Here is a 16,327-nt window from a genome sequence, read left to right as displayed (position 1 = left end):
GCTCACCGATCGCGTTGGCGGTCGGCGACGTCCGAAGCCGCCGGCGCAGATGCCGACGCGGCATCCGTCGCCGACGCGGCATCCGTCACCGTCGCAGTATCCGCTGTGGTCGCCGCCCAGCTCGCGAGGAGCTTGAGTCGTTCCTCACTCGGTGAAGCGGGCTCGGCTGTATAGGCGAACATCGTCAGCCCGGGGTCGGCCGGCAGCACCATCGCCTCGTACGAGAGCTCGAGGTCGCCGACCACCGGGTGATGGAGTCGCTTCACGCCCGTTCGGTGGAACCGCACGTTGTGGTTCGCCCACTTGGTGCGGAAGGCCTCGCTGCGGGAGGAGAGCTCCCCGATGAGCTCCATGAGGCTGCGATCGTTCGGGTTGCGGCCCACGCTGCTGCGGAGGATCGCGACGAGGTCGTTGGCCCCGCGCTCCCAGTCGACGTAGAAGTCCTTCGATCGCGGGTTGAGGAAGACGAACCGGGCGTTGTTCGGCGGCTGCACCGGCTCGGCGAACAACTCGGAGTACAGCGCGCGGCCGAGATCGTTCGCCGCGAGGAGGTCCATGCGGTCGTTGCGGATCCACGCCGGCGCGCCGACCCACGCGTCGAGGAGTCGCTGCACGCTCGGTCGCACGAGCTGTTGCGGCGCGTTGGAGCGGCGTCTCGGCGTGAGCGTTGCTCGGGCAGCTCGGGCGAGGTCGAACAGGTGCGCGGTCTCGGCCTCATCGAGCCGCAGTGCGCGGGCGATGGCATCGAGCACTTCGTCGGAGACGCCGCTGACGTTGCCCCGTTCGAGGCGGGCGTAGTAGTCGACGCTCACCCCGGCGATCATCGCGACCTCCTCGCGACGGAGGCCGGGCACGCGCCGGTTGCCGCCGTAGGCGGCGAGGTTCGCCTTTTCCGGTGTGATCCTGGCCCGCCGCGAACGCAGGAAGTCGCGGATCTCCACGCGATGGTCCATGGCTCAACCGTACGGCGATCCGCTGCGCGAAGGGAGGCACTGGCAGTACACGGACGGACCGCACTCCCAGCTCGTCGCGGTCGAGCCGTCAGGCGACGCGAACGGCGATTTCCGGGTAGTCGAGCACGAGGCCAGACTCGTCGAAGACGAGCACGCACTCGAAGTCGAACGCCGGAGATCGGTAGTCGTACCGCGCGCCGGCGCGCGTGGGGCGTGGCTCGCGCGACCCGGAATCGGCGTCGGCATCGGCATCGGCGTCGGCATCGGCAATGCGGCGATAGTCCTGTTCCAGCCGCTCGACGCTGAGATCGAACATCCGCACGTAGGCGGCGGGAGCCTCGGCTTGCTCGCCGACCTCGAGCTGCATCCGGTGCACGGGGAGGGTGTTGGTCGTGGCCGACGACTCCAAGTCGACGTCGAGGCATCCGTCGAGCAGTGGTGCCCGCTCGCCGTCGATACGCCAGCGTCCATGGCCGTCGGATTCGAGGAGAAGTCGCCGGGCGCCGGACTCCGATTGCAGCGCCACCGTTGCGCGCCTCGTCGCCCAGCCCGCGTCGACGATGAGGTCGTAGCTCACCACAGCGGTCTGACCGGCCTCGACGGCGGTCGTGCAGCCGATGAGCCGCCATCCGGATCCGTCGACGTGGAAATAGGCGACCTCGAACCCGTCGCGGGAGAGCTCATGCCGCCACGCTGCAGCAGACGGGAGCGGTGCGAAGACCATGGCAGCAGTATCGCAGGGATCGAAATTCGGGTCGATGTCGACCGGACTCTGTGGGATTCGGCCAACCGATCGAGGCTCGGGTAACCGATTTCCGCCAATTTCGAAAAATCACAGAATGATAACTAGCGCCCGTTATCGATCCGTTATATATTCGGAAGTGCACCGACTGTTTGCTGTGGCGGTCGGTGCGGAATGTGATTGCAGGACACTCTTGGTGCAAGGGAGAGGGCCGGTCGTCAGCCTCTACGACCGGCCCTCAACCGATTTCTCCTGCGGTTCCCTATTCTTGGATCAGTTCCAATCGATAAGGGGGCCCGAATGGCGGATCGAGCGATCACCGTTGCAGCTTGGGAGTCGCTGTTCCGCGCCCAGGTCACCGTTATGCGCGCGCTCGCGGCCGAGTTTCCGAGCGAGGTGCTCTCGCTCAACGAGTACGACGTGCTCTTCAATATTTCGAGGGCGCCCGGCCGACGGCTGCGGCTGAAGGAACTGAACCGCAGCGTGCTCATCACCCAGCCGAGCGTGAGCCGGCTCGTCGACCGCCTCACCGCGCGAGGCCTCATCGCGAAGTCACACGATCCTGAAGACGGCCGCGGCACCATCGTCGCCCTCACGACCGAGGGCTTCGACCTGTTCCGCAGGGTCGCGATCACGCACATGCAGACCATCAACCGGCACGTCGGCCACGCACTCGACGACGAAGAGCTCCGCAGCCTCATCGAGCTGTGCGACCGGCTCCGGCTGGGTGTCGCGCCGACGGCCGCCCGAGAGTGATTGACGGCGGGGCGGGAACCCTACCTCCCGCCCCACCGCGGCCTCCGTGGAGGCCGTTCTCGGCGGGCGACCCGAACTGAGCCCGACGAGACCGCCCCCGAGCGAAACGACCGGAAATCGTTCGCAGGTTCGCCGGCGCACAACGAACTCGCCTGACGACAGTCGGGTTCGGGCCCGACTCGGGTTTGGTGGAAGCGTAGTCCTCGCGCGCCGCACGCGCACTGCCCAAATCGAGGGTCAGTGCAAACGGGGCCGGTCGAGGCACGCGTCGAGCTCAGCGGGCGGTCACGGCCAGTCGACGGATGCCTCGTACTCGGTGTGCCGTTTCAGATACGCGCCGATGAACGGGCACTGCGGCACGATCGTCAAGCCGTCGGCGACTGCGTCATCGAGCACGCGCTTCGCGAGCCGGCTGCCGAGTCCCTCGCCCTCGTGTTGCGGATACACGACCGTGTGCGTGAACACGATCCGCCCGGGCATGGCCCGGTACTCCGCGTAGCCCGCACGTTCTCCGTCGACGGTGAGTTCGTAGCGGTTTCTGTCGTCGTGTCGGGTGATCTGGACTCGGTCGGTCTCAGTGGGCATGCTTCCTCCATGACGACAGCTGCGAACCTCGATGGCTCACAAGGGTTAACGCGGTGGGCGGCCGGAGATTCCGTGGTCCGGGGGGTCGTCTGAACTCACGCCGGCACGCCACATCGAGCGCTGCTCGTGGGAGAGGGATCCTGTTCGGCGTGATCGCCGGCGGACACGCGCATTCATCACCCCGGTCGAGCTTCGAATACTGCGCGGAGCACGTCGATCTGGGGTGTGGCTCACCGGCCCGGCCGCCGCCGTCGTGGCCCGCCGCGCGAACGAATCGACCGCGAGGTGCCGGCGGACCGAGGCATCCGGGAGCGCCTCGGCCGACTGCGATTGCGGGTGCATGGCCGTGGTCGCAACGAGCGCGATGAGCCAGACGAACACGAGGGTGAACGCGACGATCTCGAACACCGTGAGGCTGAAGAATCCGAGGCGGTCGTAGGCGATCATCGCCACCACCTCGAGGCTGAATGCCACGTACGAGAACAAGACGAGCAATCGCGGCATCTGCCGTGCCCAGACCTGCACTCCAAGGCACAGCAGTGCGAACGCGCCCGCCGCTGCCGCGGCAAAGGCGTTGTGCAGCGCCATGGCACCGTCGATCGGCACGAATCCGAGGCCGATCAGGCACACGCCGATGATGATGATCAGTGCCTTCATCGTGCGAAGTCCGCCCCGGCGGGTGCTGAACCGGCCCCCGGTGAGGGCGCGGGTGAGGCTGCGGGCGAGCCCCGCCATTCCGGCACCAGACACGATGATCGCCACATTGAAGCACGCGGCGGCGACGTCGTCGGAGGTTCCGAGGGTGCTGAAGTTGAGCGTCCACCACTCCCCTGTGGGCGTCATGCTCATGCTCGCGAGTATGCCGGTGGCGAGCAGCATCGCGACGAGATTGAAGGTGCGGTACGCGTCGTGCTCGATCGCGTGCCGATGCAGGCGATAGGTGCCGAAGCCGAGCGAACCGCCGAGGATCGCGCCGACCAGGCTGTGGCCGCCGGGCAGCACCGCGAACGCGTTCGCCGTGAAGTGCACGCCGAGCAGCGCGATGGCCGCCCACGTGAGCCCGTTCGAGAGCGCGCGCGCGCCGGCTCCCAAGCCGGGCAGGCCGACACGAGCCATGCCCTCGAGTGCGGCACGCGAAGCGGAGGCCACGACGATGGCGGCACCTGCCGCTGCTCCGCCCGCTGCGGCAGGCAGCAGCCACAGCACGTCGGCCGTCAGCGGAGTGCCGTGGAGAAGCATCCCGCGCTGCGGTGCGAAGATGCGGAAGAGCACGATCGACACGGCGATGGCGATCAGCAGCACGTAGACGCGTCGGACGAACGATCGGAACCGCCGCTCGAGCACGACCTCTGGCCGACCGTGTCCCCCACAGTCGGCAATGCCGGGAGCGGCTGCTCGCTGCCGCACGAAGCCCCCCAGTTTTGACGTGGCCGGAACGAGTCCGGCTCGGTCACCACTCATATCCGAACTCTCGATCACGGGACTCAGATTGTTCGTGAGCCTATCCAGAGGCGGGGATGCGGCTCACCGGGGGACAGAGTTGGACGCGCGGATTCTCGGCGAATTCCCAGCAAAATGTGGGCCAAGGCATGATATTTGTGCCCCGCATTGGGGCTACCGCACTCGGACACCTCCGATCAGCCGAACTTCGGCGATGCCGACGATGTACCCCATCCTGGCGAGGTCAGGGAGACCCGGGACGTCGGCGCCCTGCCATGCGGCCAGCCTGCCGGCGACCACCGACGCACCAGTGGCATCCCGCTCGGCCACGTGCCGACCGCGCCCGACAGCCGCACCTGCGTGATCGGAGGTCCGGCTGTTTCGTCGCGGGCGCGGCGCCTCACCGCGGGAGCGAGCGCTCCTCGATGCCGAGGGTCGGGGGGTACGGTCGCGGAACCGACGTACGCTCACGGGCGGTATGCATGTCACTTTTGGGCATGCGTCGAGTATCGACGAATCGAAGGGTCGCCACCGAGGGGGACACCACCAAATTGTCCAACGAGCTGCTCGACACTTGACGAAAGGAGAAGACGAGAACGGCCCGCCGAAGCGAGCCGTTCTCCTACTGTCTCAACCAGTGTGCGCCCGGAGGGATTCGAACCCCCAACCTTCTGATCCGTAGTCAGATGCTCTATCCGTTGAGCTACGGGCGCATGGGTTGTCGCCCGCGCGAAACTCGCTGATCAGGCAACCACGCCACTCTATCCCACGCGTCTCGATCTCGCCAATCGGCGCGGACCCTCGGCAGACCGCGATCAGCCGCCCGCATGCGCGGGCCGCAGCACGTCGAGTGCCGTACGCTGACGCACGTTCGCGACCTGCCGATACGAGGTCTCGATGAGCTCGGCGAGCAATTGCCAATCCGTGTCGGGCGCATCGATGTCGACGCCCACCCAGTGGTTGCGGTCGTAGTAGGGCGGGCCGAAGAAGCGCGGATCCTGCACGAGCGCGAGGTGCTCCTCGGGGTCGGTCTTCACGACGATCGAGAATGGCCGCTCCATCGACGCGCTCACATGCACGAAGATCGGCTTCGCCGCCCGGAACGTCGGCCGCCCCCACGCCTCGACCTCGACAGCCTCGGGCAGTTCGAGGCAGATCTCCCGCACCCGCTCGACGAGTGGATGCGCCGGATCGACCACCTGCGGATGCCCCATGGCCGCCAGCCTATCGAGGCACTCGGCGCCGCATCAGGTGATGACCCTGTCAAGCCCTTGCTGCTTCACAGGCGCCCCGAGAGCATCAATTCAACGGAACGCTCTCGAAAAAGGGAGGCATCATGACGAAGGCCACCACGGCTCAGAGGGCCGATGCGGCCGGTCGTGCCGGCCAGTGGGTCTACGAACACTCGCTCTTCCTCGTGTGCATGGCCATCTTCGTGCTCTGCCTCGCCGGAATGGCGATCAGCGGCCTGCAGGTCTACAACGACGAGCAGCTCCAGCACGGCGCGGCCATCGTGCCGTTCGCCGAGTACCTCACGTCTGGGCACTTCTTCGAGGCGACATTCGAGAACTGGGAGTCCGAGTTCCTGCAGATGGGCGCGTATGTGGTACTGACGGTCTTCCTCTTCCAGAAGGGCTCGTCGGAGTCCAAACCGCTCGGTGAGCCGACCGAGCAGGACCAGGATCCGCGCAAGGTGAAGGTCAACGCCGGCACCCCATGGCCCGTGCGCAAGGGCGGGTTCGTGCTCGTCCTGTACGAGAACTCGCTCGCGATCTTCTTCTTCCTGCTCTTCGCCCTCTCGTTCTGGTTCCACGCGGTCTCGGGCGCGGTGACCTACTCCGAGGAGCAGGCCCAACACGGCGAGCCCGGCGTCGGTGCGATCGAGTACCTCGGCACCTCTCAGTTCTGGTTCGAGTCGATGCAGAACTGGCAGAGCGAGTTCCTCGCGGTCGCCGCGATCGTCGGGGCATCCGTGTACCTCAGGCAGCGCGGTTCACCGGAGTCGAAGCCCGTCGCGACTCCGCACCACGAGACCGGTGCCTGAGTCGCGACGGGGTGGTTCGGCACGGGCGCGGGCGCTCGCTTCACTCCTGGCCCTCATCGTCGTGCTGTCAGGATGTTCGAGCCCTGCGTCGACGTTCGACCAGGCCATCGGGCAGGGCATCGCCGCCATCGAGACCGCGCGCATCGCGGTCGACCAGCAGCTCGACGACCGCATCTTCCCGACCACGACCATCACGGCGCTCGGCGATGCGCGACGCGAGCTCGTCGACGCATCCATGTCGGTGTCCGAGACCGATACCTCCACCGAGTCGGATGCCGCGCTCCGCACCGACCTGCTCGAGGCGCTCGCACTCGGCGTGACGGGCATCAACCAGGCGCGCGATGCGATGGGTGGCACCGGTTCCCTCGAGGAGGCGGTCCCCGCGCTGGAGCGCGCGTCGGATGCCCTCGATGCGCTCGAGGAACGCGCGTCGGCGGCGGAGGGCGGGAGACGATGAAGCGCATCTTCGCCGTCGCCCTCGGCATCCTCACCGCCATCGGCGGATTCGTGGACATCGGAGACCTGGTCACGAACGCGATCGTCGGCTCGCGGTTCGGGCTCGGACTCGCCTGGGTCGTGCTCGTCGGCGTGGTCGGGATCTGCGTGTACGCGCAGATGTCGGGCCGCGTGGCGGCGGTGAGCGGGCGGGCGACGTTCGAGATCATCCGTGAGCGGTTGGGGCCGCGTGCCGGGCTCGCCAACCTCGGGGCATCCTTCCTCATCAACCTGCTCACTGTCACGGCTGAGATCGGCGGCGTGGCACTCTCGCTCCAGCTCGCGACGAGCGTGGACCCGCTGCTATGGGTCCCCGTCGCCGCGTTCGGAGTGTGGATCGTCATCTGGCGCGCCCGATTCAAGCTGCTCGAGAACGTGACCGGGCTCCTTGGCCTCACGCTCATCGTGTTCGCGGTCGCGCTCTTCATGCTCTCGCCCGACTGGGGCTCCCTCGCGGGCCAGGCGCTGCAGCCCGGCCCGCCCGCCGACGAACAGATGTCGACCTACTGGTTCTACGCGATCGCCCTCTTCGGCGCGGCGATGACGCCGTACGAGGTGTTCTTCTTCTCCTCCGGCGCGATCGAGGAGAAGTGGACGGAGAAGGATCTGGCAACGTCGCGGGCGAACGTGCTGGTCGGCTTCCCCCTCGGTGGGGTGCTCTCGATCGCGATCGCCGGATGCGCCGCGGTGGTGCTGCTGCCCGCCTCGATCGATGTGACGAGCCTCAGCCAGGTCGTGCTGCCGGTCGCCGAGGCAGGCGGCAAGCTCGCGCTGTCGTTCGCCATCGTCGGCATCCTCGCCGCGACGTTCGGCGCGGCGCTCGAGACGACCCTCTCGAGCGGCTACACGCTCGCCCAGTACTTCGGGTGGTCGTGGGGCAAGTTCCGCCGCCCGGCGAAGGCGGCGCGGTTCCACCTCGCGATGATCGTCTGCCTCTTCGTCGCGATGGCGATCCTGGCGACCGGCGTCGACCCCATCCTCGTCACCGAGTACTCCGTGGTCTTCTCCGCTGTTGCGCTGCCGCTCACCTACCTGCCCATCCTCATCATCGCGAACGACCGCGAGTACATGGGCGACAAGGTCAACGGCCGTGGCATGAACCTCCTCGGCTCCGTGTACCTGGTTGTGATCCTCGTCGCGGCGATCGCCGCGATCCCCTTGCTCATCGTCACGGGAGCGGGCTCATGAACGATCCTCACCGACCCGCAGGGCGCGTGCTCGACGCGCACCTGCACATCCTCGACCGTCAGGTGCTCGATCGCGACGGCGTGCCGGTGACGACCGTCGACGACCTCGAGCTCGACGGCATCGAGCCAGGTGCGCCGATCGAACCCGACGCTCCGCCGCCGACCGTCGCCGCAATCCTGACCGGACCGGACCTCGCGACGCGGATCTTCGGCGGAAGGCCGCCCGAGTCCCGACACATCCGCATTCCATGGAAGCTGGTGTCCGAGGTCGGCACCACGATCCGCCTCGGCATCACCGGCTACATCCTCGACGCCACCTGGACCGAGCGCTGGGTCAGCGACCACATCATCGCCCGCATTCCGGGAGGTCGCCATGATCCTGAGTGACCTGCTCGGCTCGGAGGTCGTCGACGCCGCCGGACAGCACCTCGGCGCGCTCATCGACGTACGGCTCGAGATCTCAGGCGCGCCGCATCAGCTGCTTGCCGAGACGGTCGTCGTCGGCATCCTCGTGAGCCCGCACAGCCGGACCTCGACGTGGGGGTTCGAGCGCCGCGGTGCGAACGCGCCGGCGATCATCGCCCGACCGCAGCACTGGCTGCACCGCGGCATGTTCCTCATCGCGTGGGCCGACGTCGCGCAGATCGACGAACGTCGAGTGACGCTGCGCGACGGGTACGAGCGGCTCGACCCGGTGCTGGCCTCCACGGCACATCCCCATTGACGGATGGCGGCCGACGTTGGAATAGCCCCGGGCGACACGAAGGTCAATCCCCTACCGGCTTCACGCTCGACTTCCTAGCGTGGAGTTAGCGGATGACCCGACATCCGTCGCCGGAAGGAGCAAACATCATGGGTGAGCCGCTCAGCCGGATCCCCGGAAACCTGACAGAGGAACGAGAGAACAAAGAAGAACGAAGAGAGCCCCCGGCCCGAAACGAACAACGGCGGGACGAAGAACGGGGTGGTGTGTTCGGGGAGACCTCGCTCAGCGACCCCGACCGTCCCAAGACGGTCGACCCCCTCGACCCGCGCAAGCCGGGAAGAGCGACGGGCGACCCGCTCGACCCTGACGGGCACGTGATCTGAACGCGCAGCAGCCGGCCGTCGCGCAGCAGCCGGCCTGAGGCGAGCGACATCAGCCCTTCAGGCCGGTCGACGCGACCCCGTCGATGATCTGACGCTGGGCGAGGAAGAAGACGATGATCATCGGGATCGTCGTGATGACGCTCGCCGTGACGATGATCTCCCAGTGCCACTCCCCGCCGAAGCCGAACGCGTCGACGAGCGACTTGAGCCCTCGCGGGACCGTGAACGTCTCCGTGTCGCGGAGGTAGATCAGCGCGCGCATCAGGTCGGTCCAGACCGCCTGCACCTCGAACACGAGCGTCACGGCGAGTGCCGGCTTGCACAGCGGCAGGGCGATGCGCCAGAAGACGGCCCACTGGCTCGCGCCGTCCACCCGCGCCGCCTCGAACAGGTCGCGAGGCAGGCCGAGGAAGAACTGCCGGAGCAGGAAGATGTAGAACGCGCTCCCGAAGAGGTTGCCGGCCCAGAGCGGGGTGAGGGTGCCCACTTGGCCGAGCCCGTTCCAGATGAGGAAGACCGGGATCATCGTGACGGCGCCCGGCAGCATCATCGTGGCGAGCACGAGGCCGAAGAGCGCGCCCCGCCCGCGGAACCGGAAGTACGCGAATCCCCACGCGACCATCGCGCTCGAGATCGTGACCGTGACCGAGGCGAGCACCGTGACGATGACCGTGTTCAGGAGCCAGAGCGCGAGTGGCGCCTCCTGCCATACCTGCACGTAGTTGTCGAACGTGAAGGTCTCAGGGATCAGCCGGTTGTCGAACACCTCGCTGCGCGGTTTGAACGACGCGCTCACGAGCCAGACGAACGGGTAGACGAAGACGACGCCGAGGAGCGCGAGTGCGACCCACGCGAAGAGGCGGGTCGCCTTCCCGCGCCGACGTCGGCCGCCCCGGCGCAGGGCCTCGACATCCGTGGGCGGCACGGCCGTCGCGGCCGCGGGCAGGGCGGCGTCCCGCTTGGGACCGGGCGCGGCAGGTCCTCCGACGGGCAGGTCGACGTCGAGGCCGGTCATCGCTCCCCCTCGTAGTAGACGAGCCTGCGCGACACGATGAGCTGGATCGCGGTGACGATCATGATGACGAGGAAGAGCCCCCACGCCATCGCCGACGCGTAGCCCATGTGCAGGAACTCGAATGCCTGCTGGAACAGGTAGATCACGTAGAACAGCGCGGCGTCGTTGCTGTAGGTCGTGTTGCCCGCACCGAAGAACGCCGTGTAGGCCTCATCGAAGGTCTGCAGTCCCGCGATGGTGTTCACGATGATGATGAAGAACAGCGCCGGGCTGATCATCGGCAGGGTGACGCTCATCGAGGTGCGCCAGAAGCCCGCGCCGTCGAGCTTGGCCGACTCGTAGAGCTGCTCCGGCACGTTGCGCAACGCCGCGAGCAGGATGATGACGGATGCCCCGACCGTCCACAACGACATGAAGATCAGTCCCGGCTTCACCCAGGCCGGATCGGTGGTCCACGCGGGGCCATCGATGCCGAACCATCCGAGCACCGTGTTGACGAGTCCGTTCTGCCCGTTGAAGAGGAGCAGGAAGAGCACGCCGACCGCGACCGGCGGTGTCATCTTCGGCAGGAAGAACACGGTGCGGAAGAAGCTCGACGCGCGACCGGCCCGATCGAGGAGCAAGGCGAGCGCGAGCGACACGAGGACGTACAACGGCACCTGCACCACAGTGAAGAACGCCGTGTTGCCGAGCGCGAGGAGGATCTTCGGATCGGTCGCCATCTCGGCGTAGTTCGCCAAGCCGACGAACTCCGGGTCGTTGATGACGTCGTAGTCGGTGAGCGACAGGTAGGCGCTGTAGATCATGGGCCACGCCGTGAACACGAGGAAGCCGATGAGCCACGGGCTCAGGAACAGGAGCGCCGAGCGCACGTTGCGCCGGCTCGCCCGCCTTCGACTTCGCTCCCGCTCTTGCCGGGCGTCGGAGGGCCGTTGCCGGGCTCCGCCGCCCACGCGGCTCGCGGTGCTCGTCATTCGTCGCGGCTCTCGAGCTTCTCCCAACCCTCGTCGAGGGCTTTCTGCGCGGTCGTCTGAGCCTCGGCGAGCGCCTCCTCGGCGGTCGCCTCCCCGTTCAGCACGCTGTTCACTGCGTCCTGCATGGCCTGCTCGAACTCCGCGTCGGCGGGGTTCGCAGGCAGCGACACCGTGTTGTCGTTCGCCTCGTACATCGCCTCGACGCCGGAGTCCCACGGCTCTCCGCCGGAGGTAACCATGTCGCGGATCTCATCGTCGGCGACCGAATTGCCCGTGAGGATGCCGGTGAAGGGCTTGCCCTCCTCCTCGCGCACCGACAGCCGGGCCTCGGCAGCGGCACGCCATGCGTCGAGCGACGTCATCGCCTTCGCCCAACGGCACGCCGCCGCGGGGTTCTCGGTTCCGGAGGGGATGGCCCATGCCGAGCCACCGGCGAAGGCGATCGGCTCGCCATCGGTGGTGCGCACGGTGTCGAACGCCATCGGGGCATCCGGTGACACCTCGTTCAGCACGTTGATGTACCACTGCTCCATCGGCATGGCGCCGAGGGTGTTGGTCGCGAACTGGTTGCCCTCACCGAAGAAGTCCGCGGAGTCGCGGAACGCCTTCACGGCGCTGAACCCGCCTTGGTCCTCGTAGATGCCGACCGCCCACGCGAGCGAGTCCACGGCCTCCTGCGAGTCGAGCATCGCCGTTCGCCCGTCGTCGGAGAGCAGCGCGCCTCCGGCTGCGGCGACCCAGAGCGGCAGGAACTCGGGAAGCTTCGAGTCGAAGCCGATGACCGAGACCCCTCCGCCGCCGGTCTTCGCGAGCGCCAGGTTGGCTTGCGTCACGGCCTCGCGGTCCGACCCGTTCACGTCTTCGATGCTCACTCCGGCAGCGCTCAGGAGGTCGGCGTTCGCCATGGTGACCTGCACCTGGTTGAACTCGGGGATCCCGTAGACCCGGCCATCGAGGGTGACCTGCTCGACCGCCGACTCCCGGAACTGGTCCATCTCGATCCCCTCGCCCTCGATGCAGCGATCCACAGGGATGATCGCGCCGCGAGCGGCGAGCGAGCCGATCTGGTCACGATCGGCGTAGAGCAGCTCAGGAGGTTCGCCGGATGCCACGGCCGAGAGGAACTGCTGTATGTCGAGATCGCCCTCGATGAGCTTCACCTCGACGTCGGCACCGAGCTCGGCCTCGGTCACCTCGACCCGGGAGGTGGCGACCTCGTCGACGCCCGAGAAGCCCATCACCGAGAGCTCGCCGCTGAGCTCCGCGTCGGGGTCGTAGTCGGCGTCGTCGTCGGCGCCCCCGCCGGTGCCGACGGCACACCCGCCGAGCATGAGCGCGACGGCGGCGGCACCCGCCACGATCGCGCCGGCGCTGTGAAGTCGATTCATGATCGGTCCCCCCTCGGAACAGCTGGGGCACCCGACCCCGGCACACGGTCACGGTACTTCCGGGTGGCGTTCGGCAGTAGGGCTTGACAGCAGCGCTTGTCCGGAGAAAGGCTGACCACAGATCACGGCTTCAGCACGACCTTGATGCAGCCCTGCTCCTTCGCTTTGAAGAGCTCGTACATGTCGGGCGCACGGTCGAGCGGCACCCGGTGCGTGGCGAGATCCTCGAGGCCGAGGGGGTCGGACTCCTGTTCGGCGAGGGGAAGCAGCTCGCTGATCCAACGGTGGACGTTGGACTGCCCGAACCGGAAGGTCAGCTGCTTGTCGAAGATGCGCAGCAGCGGCATCGGATCGAGCGTGCCGCCATACACGCCGCTCACCGAGACCGTGCCGCCACGACGTACGAGGTCGATCGCGAGGTGCAGGGCGGCGAGCCGGTCGATTCCCGCCTTGGTCATCACCTGCTTCGCGATGCCGCTCGGCATCACGCCCACGGCATTCTGTGCGAACGCCGCGCCGGGGCTGCCGTGCGCCTCGAGGCCCACCGCGTCGACGACGGCGTCGGGCCCGCGCCCGTCGGTCGCGTCGCGAATGGCGGTGATCGCGTCATCCGTGAGATCGAAGACCTCGGCGCCGTATCGCTCGGCCATCAGTCGCCGCTCGACCACGGGTTCGATCGCGAACACGCGCACCCCCTCGTGCTTCGCGATGCGCGCGACGAGCTGGCCCACGGGGCCGAGGCCGAGCACCGCGAGCGAATCGCCGGGCGCGACGTCGGCGTAGCGCACCCCCTGCCACGCCGTCGGGAGGATGTCACTGAGGAAGAGGTACCGCTCGTCGGGCAGGTCTCGCCCCACGACTTGCGCGTTGGCGTCGGCAAGCCGCACGCGCAGGAACTCCGCCTGTCCGCCCGGCACCGACCCATAGAGCTCGGTGTAGCCGTAGAGCATCGCACCCGTGCCGCGGTCCACATCCTGGGTGGTCTCGCATTGCGTCGTGAGCCCCTTTGCGCACATGAAGCAGTGACCGCACGCGATGACGAAGGGCACGACGACCCGGTCCCCCACGGCGACGCGACGTACTGCGTCACCGATGTCTTCGACGACCCCCATCGCCTCATGTCCCAGGATGTCGCCGCGGTGCATGAACGGACCGAGCACGTCGTAGAGGTGCAGGTCGGATCCGCAGATCGCCGCGGAGGTCACGCGGATCACGGCATCCGTGGGCTCCAGCACCGACGGTTCGGGAACCTCCTCGACGCGAACGTCGCGTGCAGCGTGCCAGGTGACGGCTTTCATGATCCGTTCCTACCCGCCCGTCGGCGCCCTCGGCAGGGGCTTGACAGGGAAGAGCGGCCGATCTGATCACCCATTGCACATCGTCGCGGGATAGATTCGAAGCATGGGCAAGTTCATCTACAACTCCTCACCACGCGAGATCGAGATCGACGATCGCACCCTCGCCCATTTGCGCGTGGCCATCCTGAACAAGCTCCGCCGGTCGGAGAGCTTCGCGATGACGTGGGAGCACGGCGTGGAGAACGGCAGCGGTCGCACGACGATCTGGCTGCACGAATCCATCCCCCTGCAGTTCGTCTTCAGCGGCAACCGCCCCCCGAAGCTCAACCGCCTCTGGATCGAGCAGATGCTCCTCTCGGCCAACAGCACGGCCGGACTGCAGTTCGTGCCCGAGCCCGACGAATCGGCCACGTTCGAAGGCGAGTGACACGACTCAGTTGCGAGCTACGCGCTCAGTCTTGAGTGACGCGACTCAGTCGACCGGTTCGATCTGGGTTCGGATGAAGGCCTTGTCGCCGTCACCGAGCCGATCGCCCGCCGGTTCGCCGGTGATCTTGGAGATCTCGTTGCGCACGACGTCATCGAGCTCGCCGTCGAGGTCATCAAGGAGGTGATGCTTGGCCGTGATCGACAGCTGCGGCCACCAGCGCTCGGCGTGGATTCCCTGCTCGTGTTCGCTCATCGTTCCCTCCAGGCTTCCGACGCGGCTCTCGGGCTCGTCGCCCGCCGACGCCGTGGCGTACTGTTCCCTTACTCCGTGGTAGCAGCCGCGTATGCGGCTGGCAACCCCCTCGTGGTCGCGTCGCGCCGTGCCTAACGTGTCATCCGAGCGCGATAGGCGCGCTCGGAACGAGAGGATGATCATGACCACGACAGTGACCGCAGACATCGAGGTCGACGTGCCCGCGCGGGTCGCCTACGACCAGTGGACACAGTTCGAATCGTTCCCTGAGTTCCTCGGCGGCGTCGACTCCGTCAGGCAGATCGACGACGCGATGACCCAGTGGACCGTCTCCATCGGCGGCGTCAAGCGCGAGTTCGATGCCGAGATCGGCGACCAGGTTCCCGACGACCACGTGACGTGGCGGAGCGTCGGCGAAGTCGTGCACAACGGACGGGTGGACTTCCGCGCCCTCGGGGCCGAGCGCACCCGAATCGACCTCACCATCGAATGGGAGCCCGAGGGGTTCGTCGAAGCGGCCGGGGCTGCGCTCCAGCTCGACGACCTCCAGGTGAAGAGCGACCTCAAGCGATTCAAGGAGTACATCGAGGAGCGCCGCACACCGACCGGCGCCTGGCGCGGCGAGATCCACGGCGGCGAGCCCGCCGTTCCCGACCAGAACGTGAGCGGCCGGCCCACGCCACGGGACCCCTTCACCCAGCCCGGCGAGGGCATTCGAGGAAGTGACGCCGATCTGCTCTAGACCGTCTGCTTCTCTGCGCCCCGGCCCGAGGAATCGGTTTCGATCGGTTGCACGTCGACGCCCACCTGCACAGGTTGGGCGTCGGGTGTGCTGATGGGTTCTTTGTCGAGCTGTTCGGGCACGAGCTGGATGCCGCCGGTGCTGTTCGCCGAGCGCATGAGGTCTTCGACCCAGGTGCGGCTGAGCTCGGGCCCCTCGGGCTCGTCGAAGACGAAGCGGAGCGGGATCGACGGATGCAGCCACAGCGTGCTTCGACCGCGAGGCTGGTCGTCGGCGTGCTGCCACGAGAGGGTGAAGCTCTCTCCGCGGCGCAGCTTCGTGGTGATGGCGATCTTCAGATGCGCGAGGGCGCGGTCCTCGATGCCGATCGGGGTGCCTGAGTCGCCGTAATAGAGAGTGCCCACATCATTGAGATTACGCCGAGTGCGCCACCGGCGATACGTTCGAGCGCCGCGGCACGCCGCAGGTCTTCTCGCTCGAACTGCGGATGAACAGGAGAGGAGGGCGGCCCGTAGGCCGCCCTCCTCTTGCTGACCGGGTCTCAGGGCCCGATCACGCAACGCTTCGAGCTATACGGTTCGGTTCCCGCCGAGGTACCGCACGAGGAACACGATGACCGCGATGATCGCCAACGCGAGTCCGACCCAGAGCAGGAAGTTCAGGGTCTCCACGAGTCCGCCTGTGATCAGCAGCACGACGGCGACGATGGCGATGATGGCGACGAGAATGTTCATGATCTCTCCTTCTCGGGTGCCGTCCCGTCGTGTTGGACGAGCGCGGCTGGTCCTCGTCGAACTCGACGAGGGCTTGGGGCGCGGTGACGCCCGTTGGTTCGACGTTAGGGAGTCGCGAGCCCCGCCAACTAGGGGTTGACCGCCGTTTCAGCGGCGTGCTAGCCGTCGGCGCGAACTTGGAAAGCGTTCCGCTCGCACGTTCG

General features: G+C 67.3%; 21 protein-coding genes and 1 tRNA gene. 9 read left to right on the top strand and 13 right to left on the bottom strand.

Annotated features, from left to right (window positions below; all coding sequences use genetic code 11):
* Positions 1-2: 2 nt before the first annotated feature.
* The gene (locus tag QFZ29_RS20100; RefSeq protein ID WP_306896469.1) at positions 3-953 is read right to left on the bottom strand and encodes a helix-turn-helix transcriptional regulator; all 951 of its coding nucleotides are present in this window, start codon (positions 951-953) and stop codon (positions 3-5) included.
* A gap of 88 nt (positions 954-1,041) precedes the next feature.
* Entirely contained in the window at positions 1,042-1,677 is a 636-nt protein-coding gene (locus QFZ29_RS20095) for a putative glycolipid-binding domain-containing protein (protein WP_306896468.1), read from the bottom strand.
* Positions 1,678-1,995: 318 nt separating this feature from the next.
* Here QFZ29_RS20095 and QFZ29_RS20090 point away from each other — a divergent pair, with 318 nt between their 5' ends.
* On the top strand, positions 1,996-2,451 hold the full coding sequence (locus QFZ29_RS20090; protein ID WP_306896466.1) for a MarR family winged helix-turn-helix transcriptional regulator: 456 nt from the start codon (positions 1,996-1,998) through the stop codon (positions 2,449-2,451).
* A 285-nt stretch (positions 2,452-2,736) separates the two neighbouring features.
* On the opposite strand, the gene QFZ29_RS20085 is transcribed toward QFZ29_RS20090, so the two are convergent.
* The 4 genes from QFZ29_RS20085 to QFZ29_RS20070 all read right to left on the bottom strand — a co-directional run bounded on the left by QFZ29_RS20085 (position 2,737) and on the right by QFZ29_RS20070 (position 5,690).
* On the bottom strand, positions 2,737-3,036 hold the full coding sequence (locus QFZ29_RS20085; RefSeq protein ID WP_306896465.1) for a GNAT family N-acetyltransferase: 300 nt from the start codon (positions 3,034-3,036) through the stop codon (positions 2,737-2,739).
* A 45-nt stretch (positions 3,037-3,081) separates the two neighbouring features.
* Complete coding sequence (locus QFZ29_RS20080) at positions 3,082-4,497, bottom strand: hypothetical protein (RefSeq protein ID WP_306896463.1); 1,416 nt, start codon at positions 4,495-4,497, stop codon at positions 3,082-3,084.
* A gap of 619 nt (positions 4,498-5,116) precedes the next feature.
* Positions 5,117-5,189, bottom strand: a tRNA-Arg gene (locus QFZ29_RS20075).
* Positions 5,190-5,291: 102 nt separating this feature from the next.
* Entirely contained in the window at positions 5,292-5,690 is a 399-nt protein-coding gene (locus tag QFZ29_RS20070; protein ID WP_306896461.1) for an MmcQ/YjbR family DNA-binding protein, read from the bottom strand.
* Positions 5,691-5,812: 122 nt separating this feature from the next.
* Here QFZ29_RS20070 and QFZ29_RS20065 point away from each other — a divergent pair, with 122 nt between their 5' ends.
* The 6 genes from QFZ29_RS20065 to QFZ29_RS20040 all read left to right on the top strand — a co-directional run bounded on the left by QFZ29_RS20065 (position 5,813) and on the right by QFZ29_RS20040 (position 9,291).
* Positions 5,813-6,520 (top strand): DUF6766 family protein, encoded by a 708-nt coding sequence (locus tag QFZ29_RS20065; RefSeq protein ID WP_306896459.1) that lies wholly within the window; start codon positions 5,813-5,815, stop codon positions 6,518-6,520.
* Positions 6,513-6,977, top strand: a complete 465-nt coding sequence (locus tag QFZ29_RS20060) for a hypothetical protein (RefSeq protein ID WP_306896457.1) — start codon at positions 6,513-6,515, stop codon at positions 6,975-6,977. The genes QFZ29_RS20065 and QFZ29_RS20060 overlap by 8 nt, the downstream gene beginning before the upstream one ends.
* A complete protein-coding gene (locus tag QFZ29_RS20055; protein WP_306896455.1) occupies positions 6,974-8,203 on the top strand; it encodes an Nramp family divalent metal transporter in 1,230 nt (409 codons plus the stop codon). Before QFZ29_RS20060 ends, QFZ29_RS20055 begins: the two co-directional genes overlap by 4 nt.
* Positions 8,200-8,589, top strand: a complete 390-nt coding sequence (locus QFZ29_RS20050) for a hypothetical protein (RefSeq protein WP_306896453.1) — start codon at positions 8,200-8,202, stop codon at positions 8,587-8,589. The genes QFZ29_RS20055 and QFZ29_RS20050 overlap by 4 nt, the downstream gene beginning before the upstream one ends.
* Positions 8,576-8,926: a PRC-barrel domain containing protein gene (locus tag QFZ29_RS20045; RefSeq protein ID WP_306896451.1), complete on the top strand. Its 351-nt coding sequence runs from the start codon at positions 8,576-8,578 to the stop codon at positions 8,924-8,926. Before QFZ29_RS20050 ends, QFZ29_RS20045 begins: the two co-directional genes overlap by 14 nt.
* A gap of 128 nt (positions 8,927-9,054) precedes the next feature.
* Complete coding sequence (locus QFZ29_RS20040; RefSeq protein ID WP_306896449.1) at positions 9,055-9,291, top strand: hypothetical protein; 237 nt, start codon at positions 9,055-9,057, stop codon at positions 9,289-9,291.
* 49 nt (positions 9,292-9,340) lie between these two features.
* On the opposite strand, the gene QFZ29_RS20035 is transcribed toward QFZ29_RS20040, so the two are convergent.
* The 4 genes from QFZ29_RS20035 to QFZ29_RS20020 all read right to left on the bottom strand — a co-directional run bounded on the left by QFZ29_RS20035 (position 9,341) and on the right by QFZ29_RS20020 (position 13,966).
* Positions 9,341-10,306, bottom strand: coding sequence for a carbohydrate ABC transporter permease (locus QFZ29_RS20035; protein ID WP_306896447.1), 966 nt, complete (start codon positions 10,304-10,306; stop codon positions 9,341-9,343).
* Positions 10,303-11,280 carry a carbohydrate ABC transporter permease gene (locus QFZ29_RS20030; protein ID WP_306896445.1) on the bottom strand — a complete coding sequence of 326 codons (978 nt, stop codon included), beginning with the start codon at positions 11,278-11,280 and terminating at the stop codon, positions 10,303-10,305. The genes QFZ29_RS20035 and QFZ29_RS20030 overlap by 4 nt, the downstream gene beginning before the upstream one ends.
* Entirely contained in the window at positions 11,277-12,668 is a 1,392-nt protein-coding gene (locus tag QFZ29_RS20025) for an ABC transporter substrate-binding protein (RefSeq protein WP_306896443.1), read from the bottom strand. The genes QFZ29_RS20030 and QFZ29_RS20025 overlap by 4 nt, the downstream gene beginning before the upstream one ends.
* Positions 12,669-12,790: 122 nt before the next feature.
* A complete protein-coding gene (locus QFZ29_RS20020) occupies positions 12,791-13,966 on the bottom strand; it encodes an alcohol dehydrogenase catalytic domain-containing protein (RefSeq protein ID WP_306896441.1) in 1,176 nt (391 codons plus the stop codon).
* A 103-nt stretch (positions 13,967-14,069) separates the two neighbouring features.
* Between QFZ29_RS20020 and QFZ29_RS20015 the strand changes: the two genes are divergently transcribed.
* On the top strand, positions 14,070-14,393 hold the full coding sequence (locus QFZ29_RS20015; protein ID WP_214871237.1) for a DUF7882 family protein: 324 nt from the start codon (positions 14,070-14,072) through the stop codon (positions 14,391-14,393).
* 45 nt (positions 14,394-14,438) lie between these two features.
* On the opposite strand, the gene QFZ29_RS20010 is transcribed toward QFZ29_RS20015, so the two are convergent.
* Positions 14,439-14,648, bottom strand: a complete 210-nt coding sequence (locus QFZ29_RS20010) for a hypothetical protein (protein ID WP_306896438.1) — start codon at positions 14,646-14,648, stop codon at positions 14,439-14,441.
* Between the two features lie 181 nt (positions 14,649-14,829).
* Here QFZ29_RS20010 and QFZ29_RS20005 point away from each other — a divergent pair, with 181 nt between their 5' ends.
* Positions 14,830-15,390 carry an SRPBCC family protein gene (locus QFZ29_RS20005; protein WP_306896436.1) on the top strand — a complete coding sequence of 187 codons (561 nt, stop codon included), beginning with the start codon at positions 14,830-14,832 and terminating at the stop codon, positions 15,388-15,390.
* Here QFZ29_RS20005 and QFZ29_RS20000 read toward each other — a convergent pair.
* Complete coding sequence (locus QFZ29_RS20000) at positions 15,387-15,794, bottom strand: DUF7882 family protein (protein WP_306896434.1); 408 nt, start codon at positions 15,792-15,794, stop codon at positions 15,387-15,389. The two genes, QFZ29_RS20005 and QFZ29_RS20000, sit on opposite strands and share 4 nt — an antisense overlap.
* A gap of 165 nt (positions 15,795-15,959) precedes the next feature.
* Positions 15,960-16,124 (bottom strand): hypothetical protein, encoded by a 165-nt coding sequence (locus QFZ29_RS19995; RefSeq protein WP_164990367.1) that lies wholly within the window; start codon positions 16,122-16,124, stop codon positions 15,960-15,962.
* Between the last annotated feature and the right edge of the window lie 203 nt (positions 16,125-16,327).

Source organism: Agromyces albus (genome assembly GCF_030815405.1).
In the GTDB taxonomy this organism is placed as follows: domain Bacteria; phylum Actinomycetota; class Actinomycetes; order Actinomycetales; family Microbacteriaceae; genus Agromyces; species Agromyces albus_A.
Note: the sequence above shows the minus strand (reverse complement) of the source record. Positions and strands in the feature narration are given on the sequence as shown.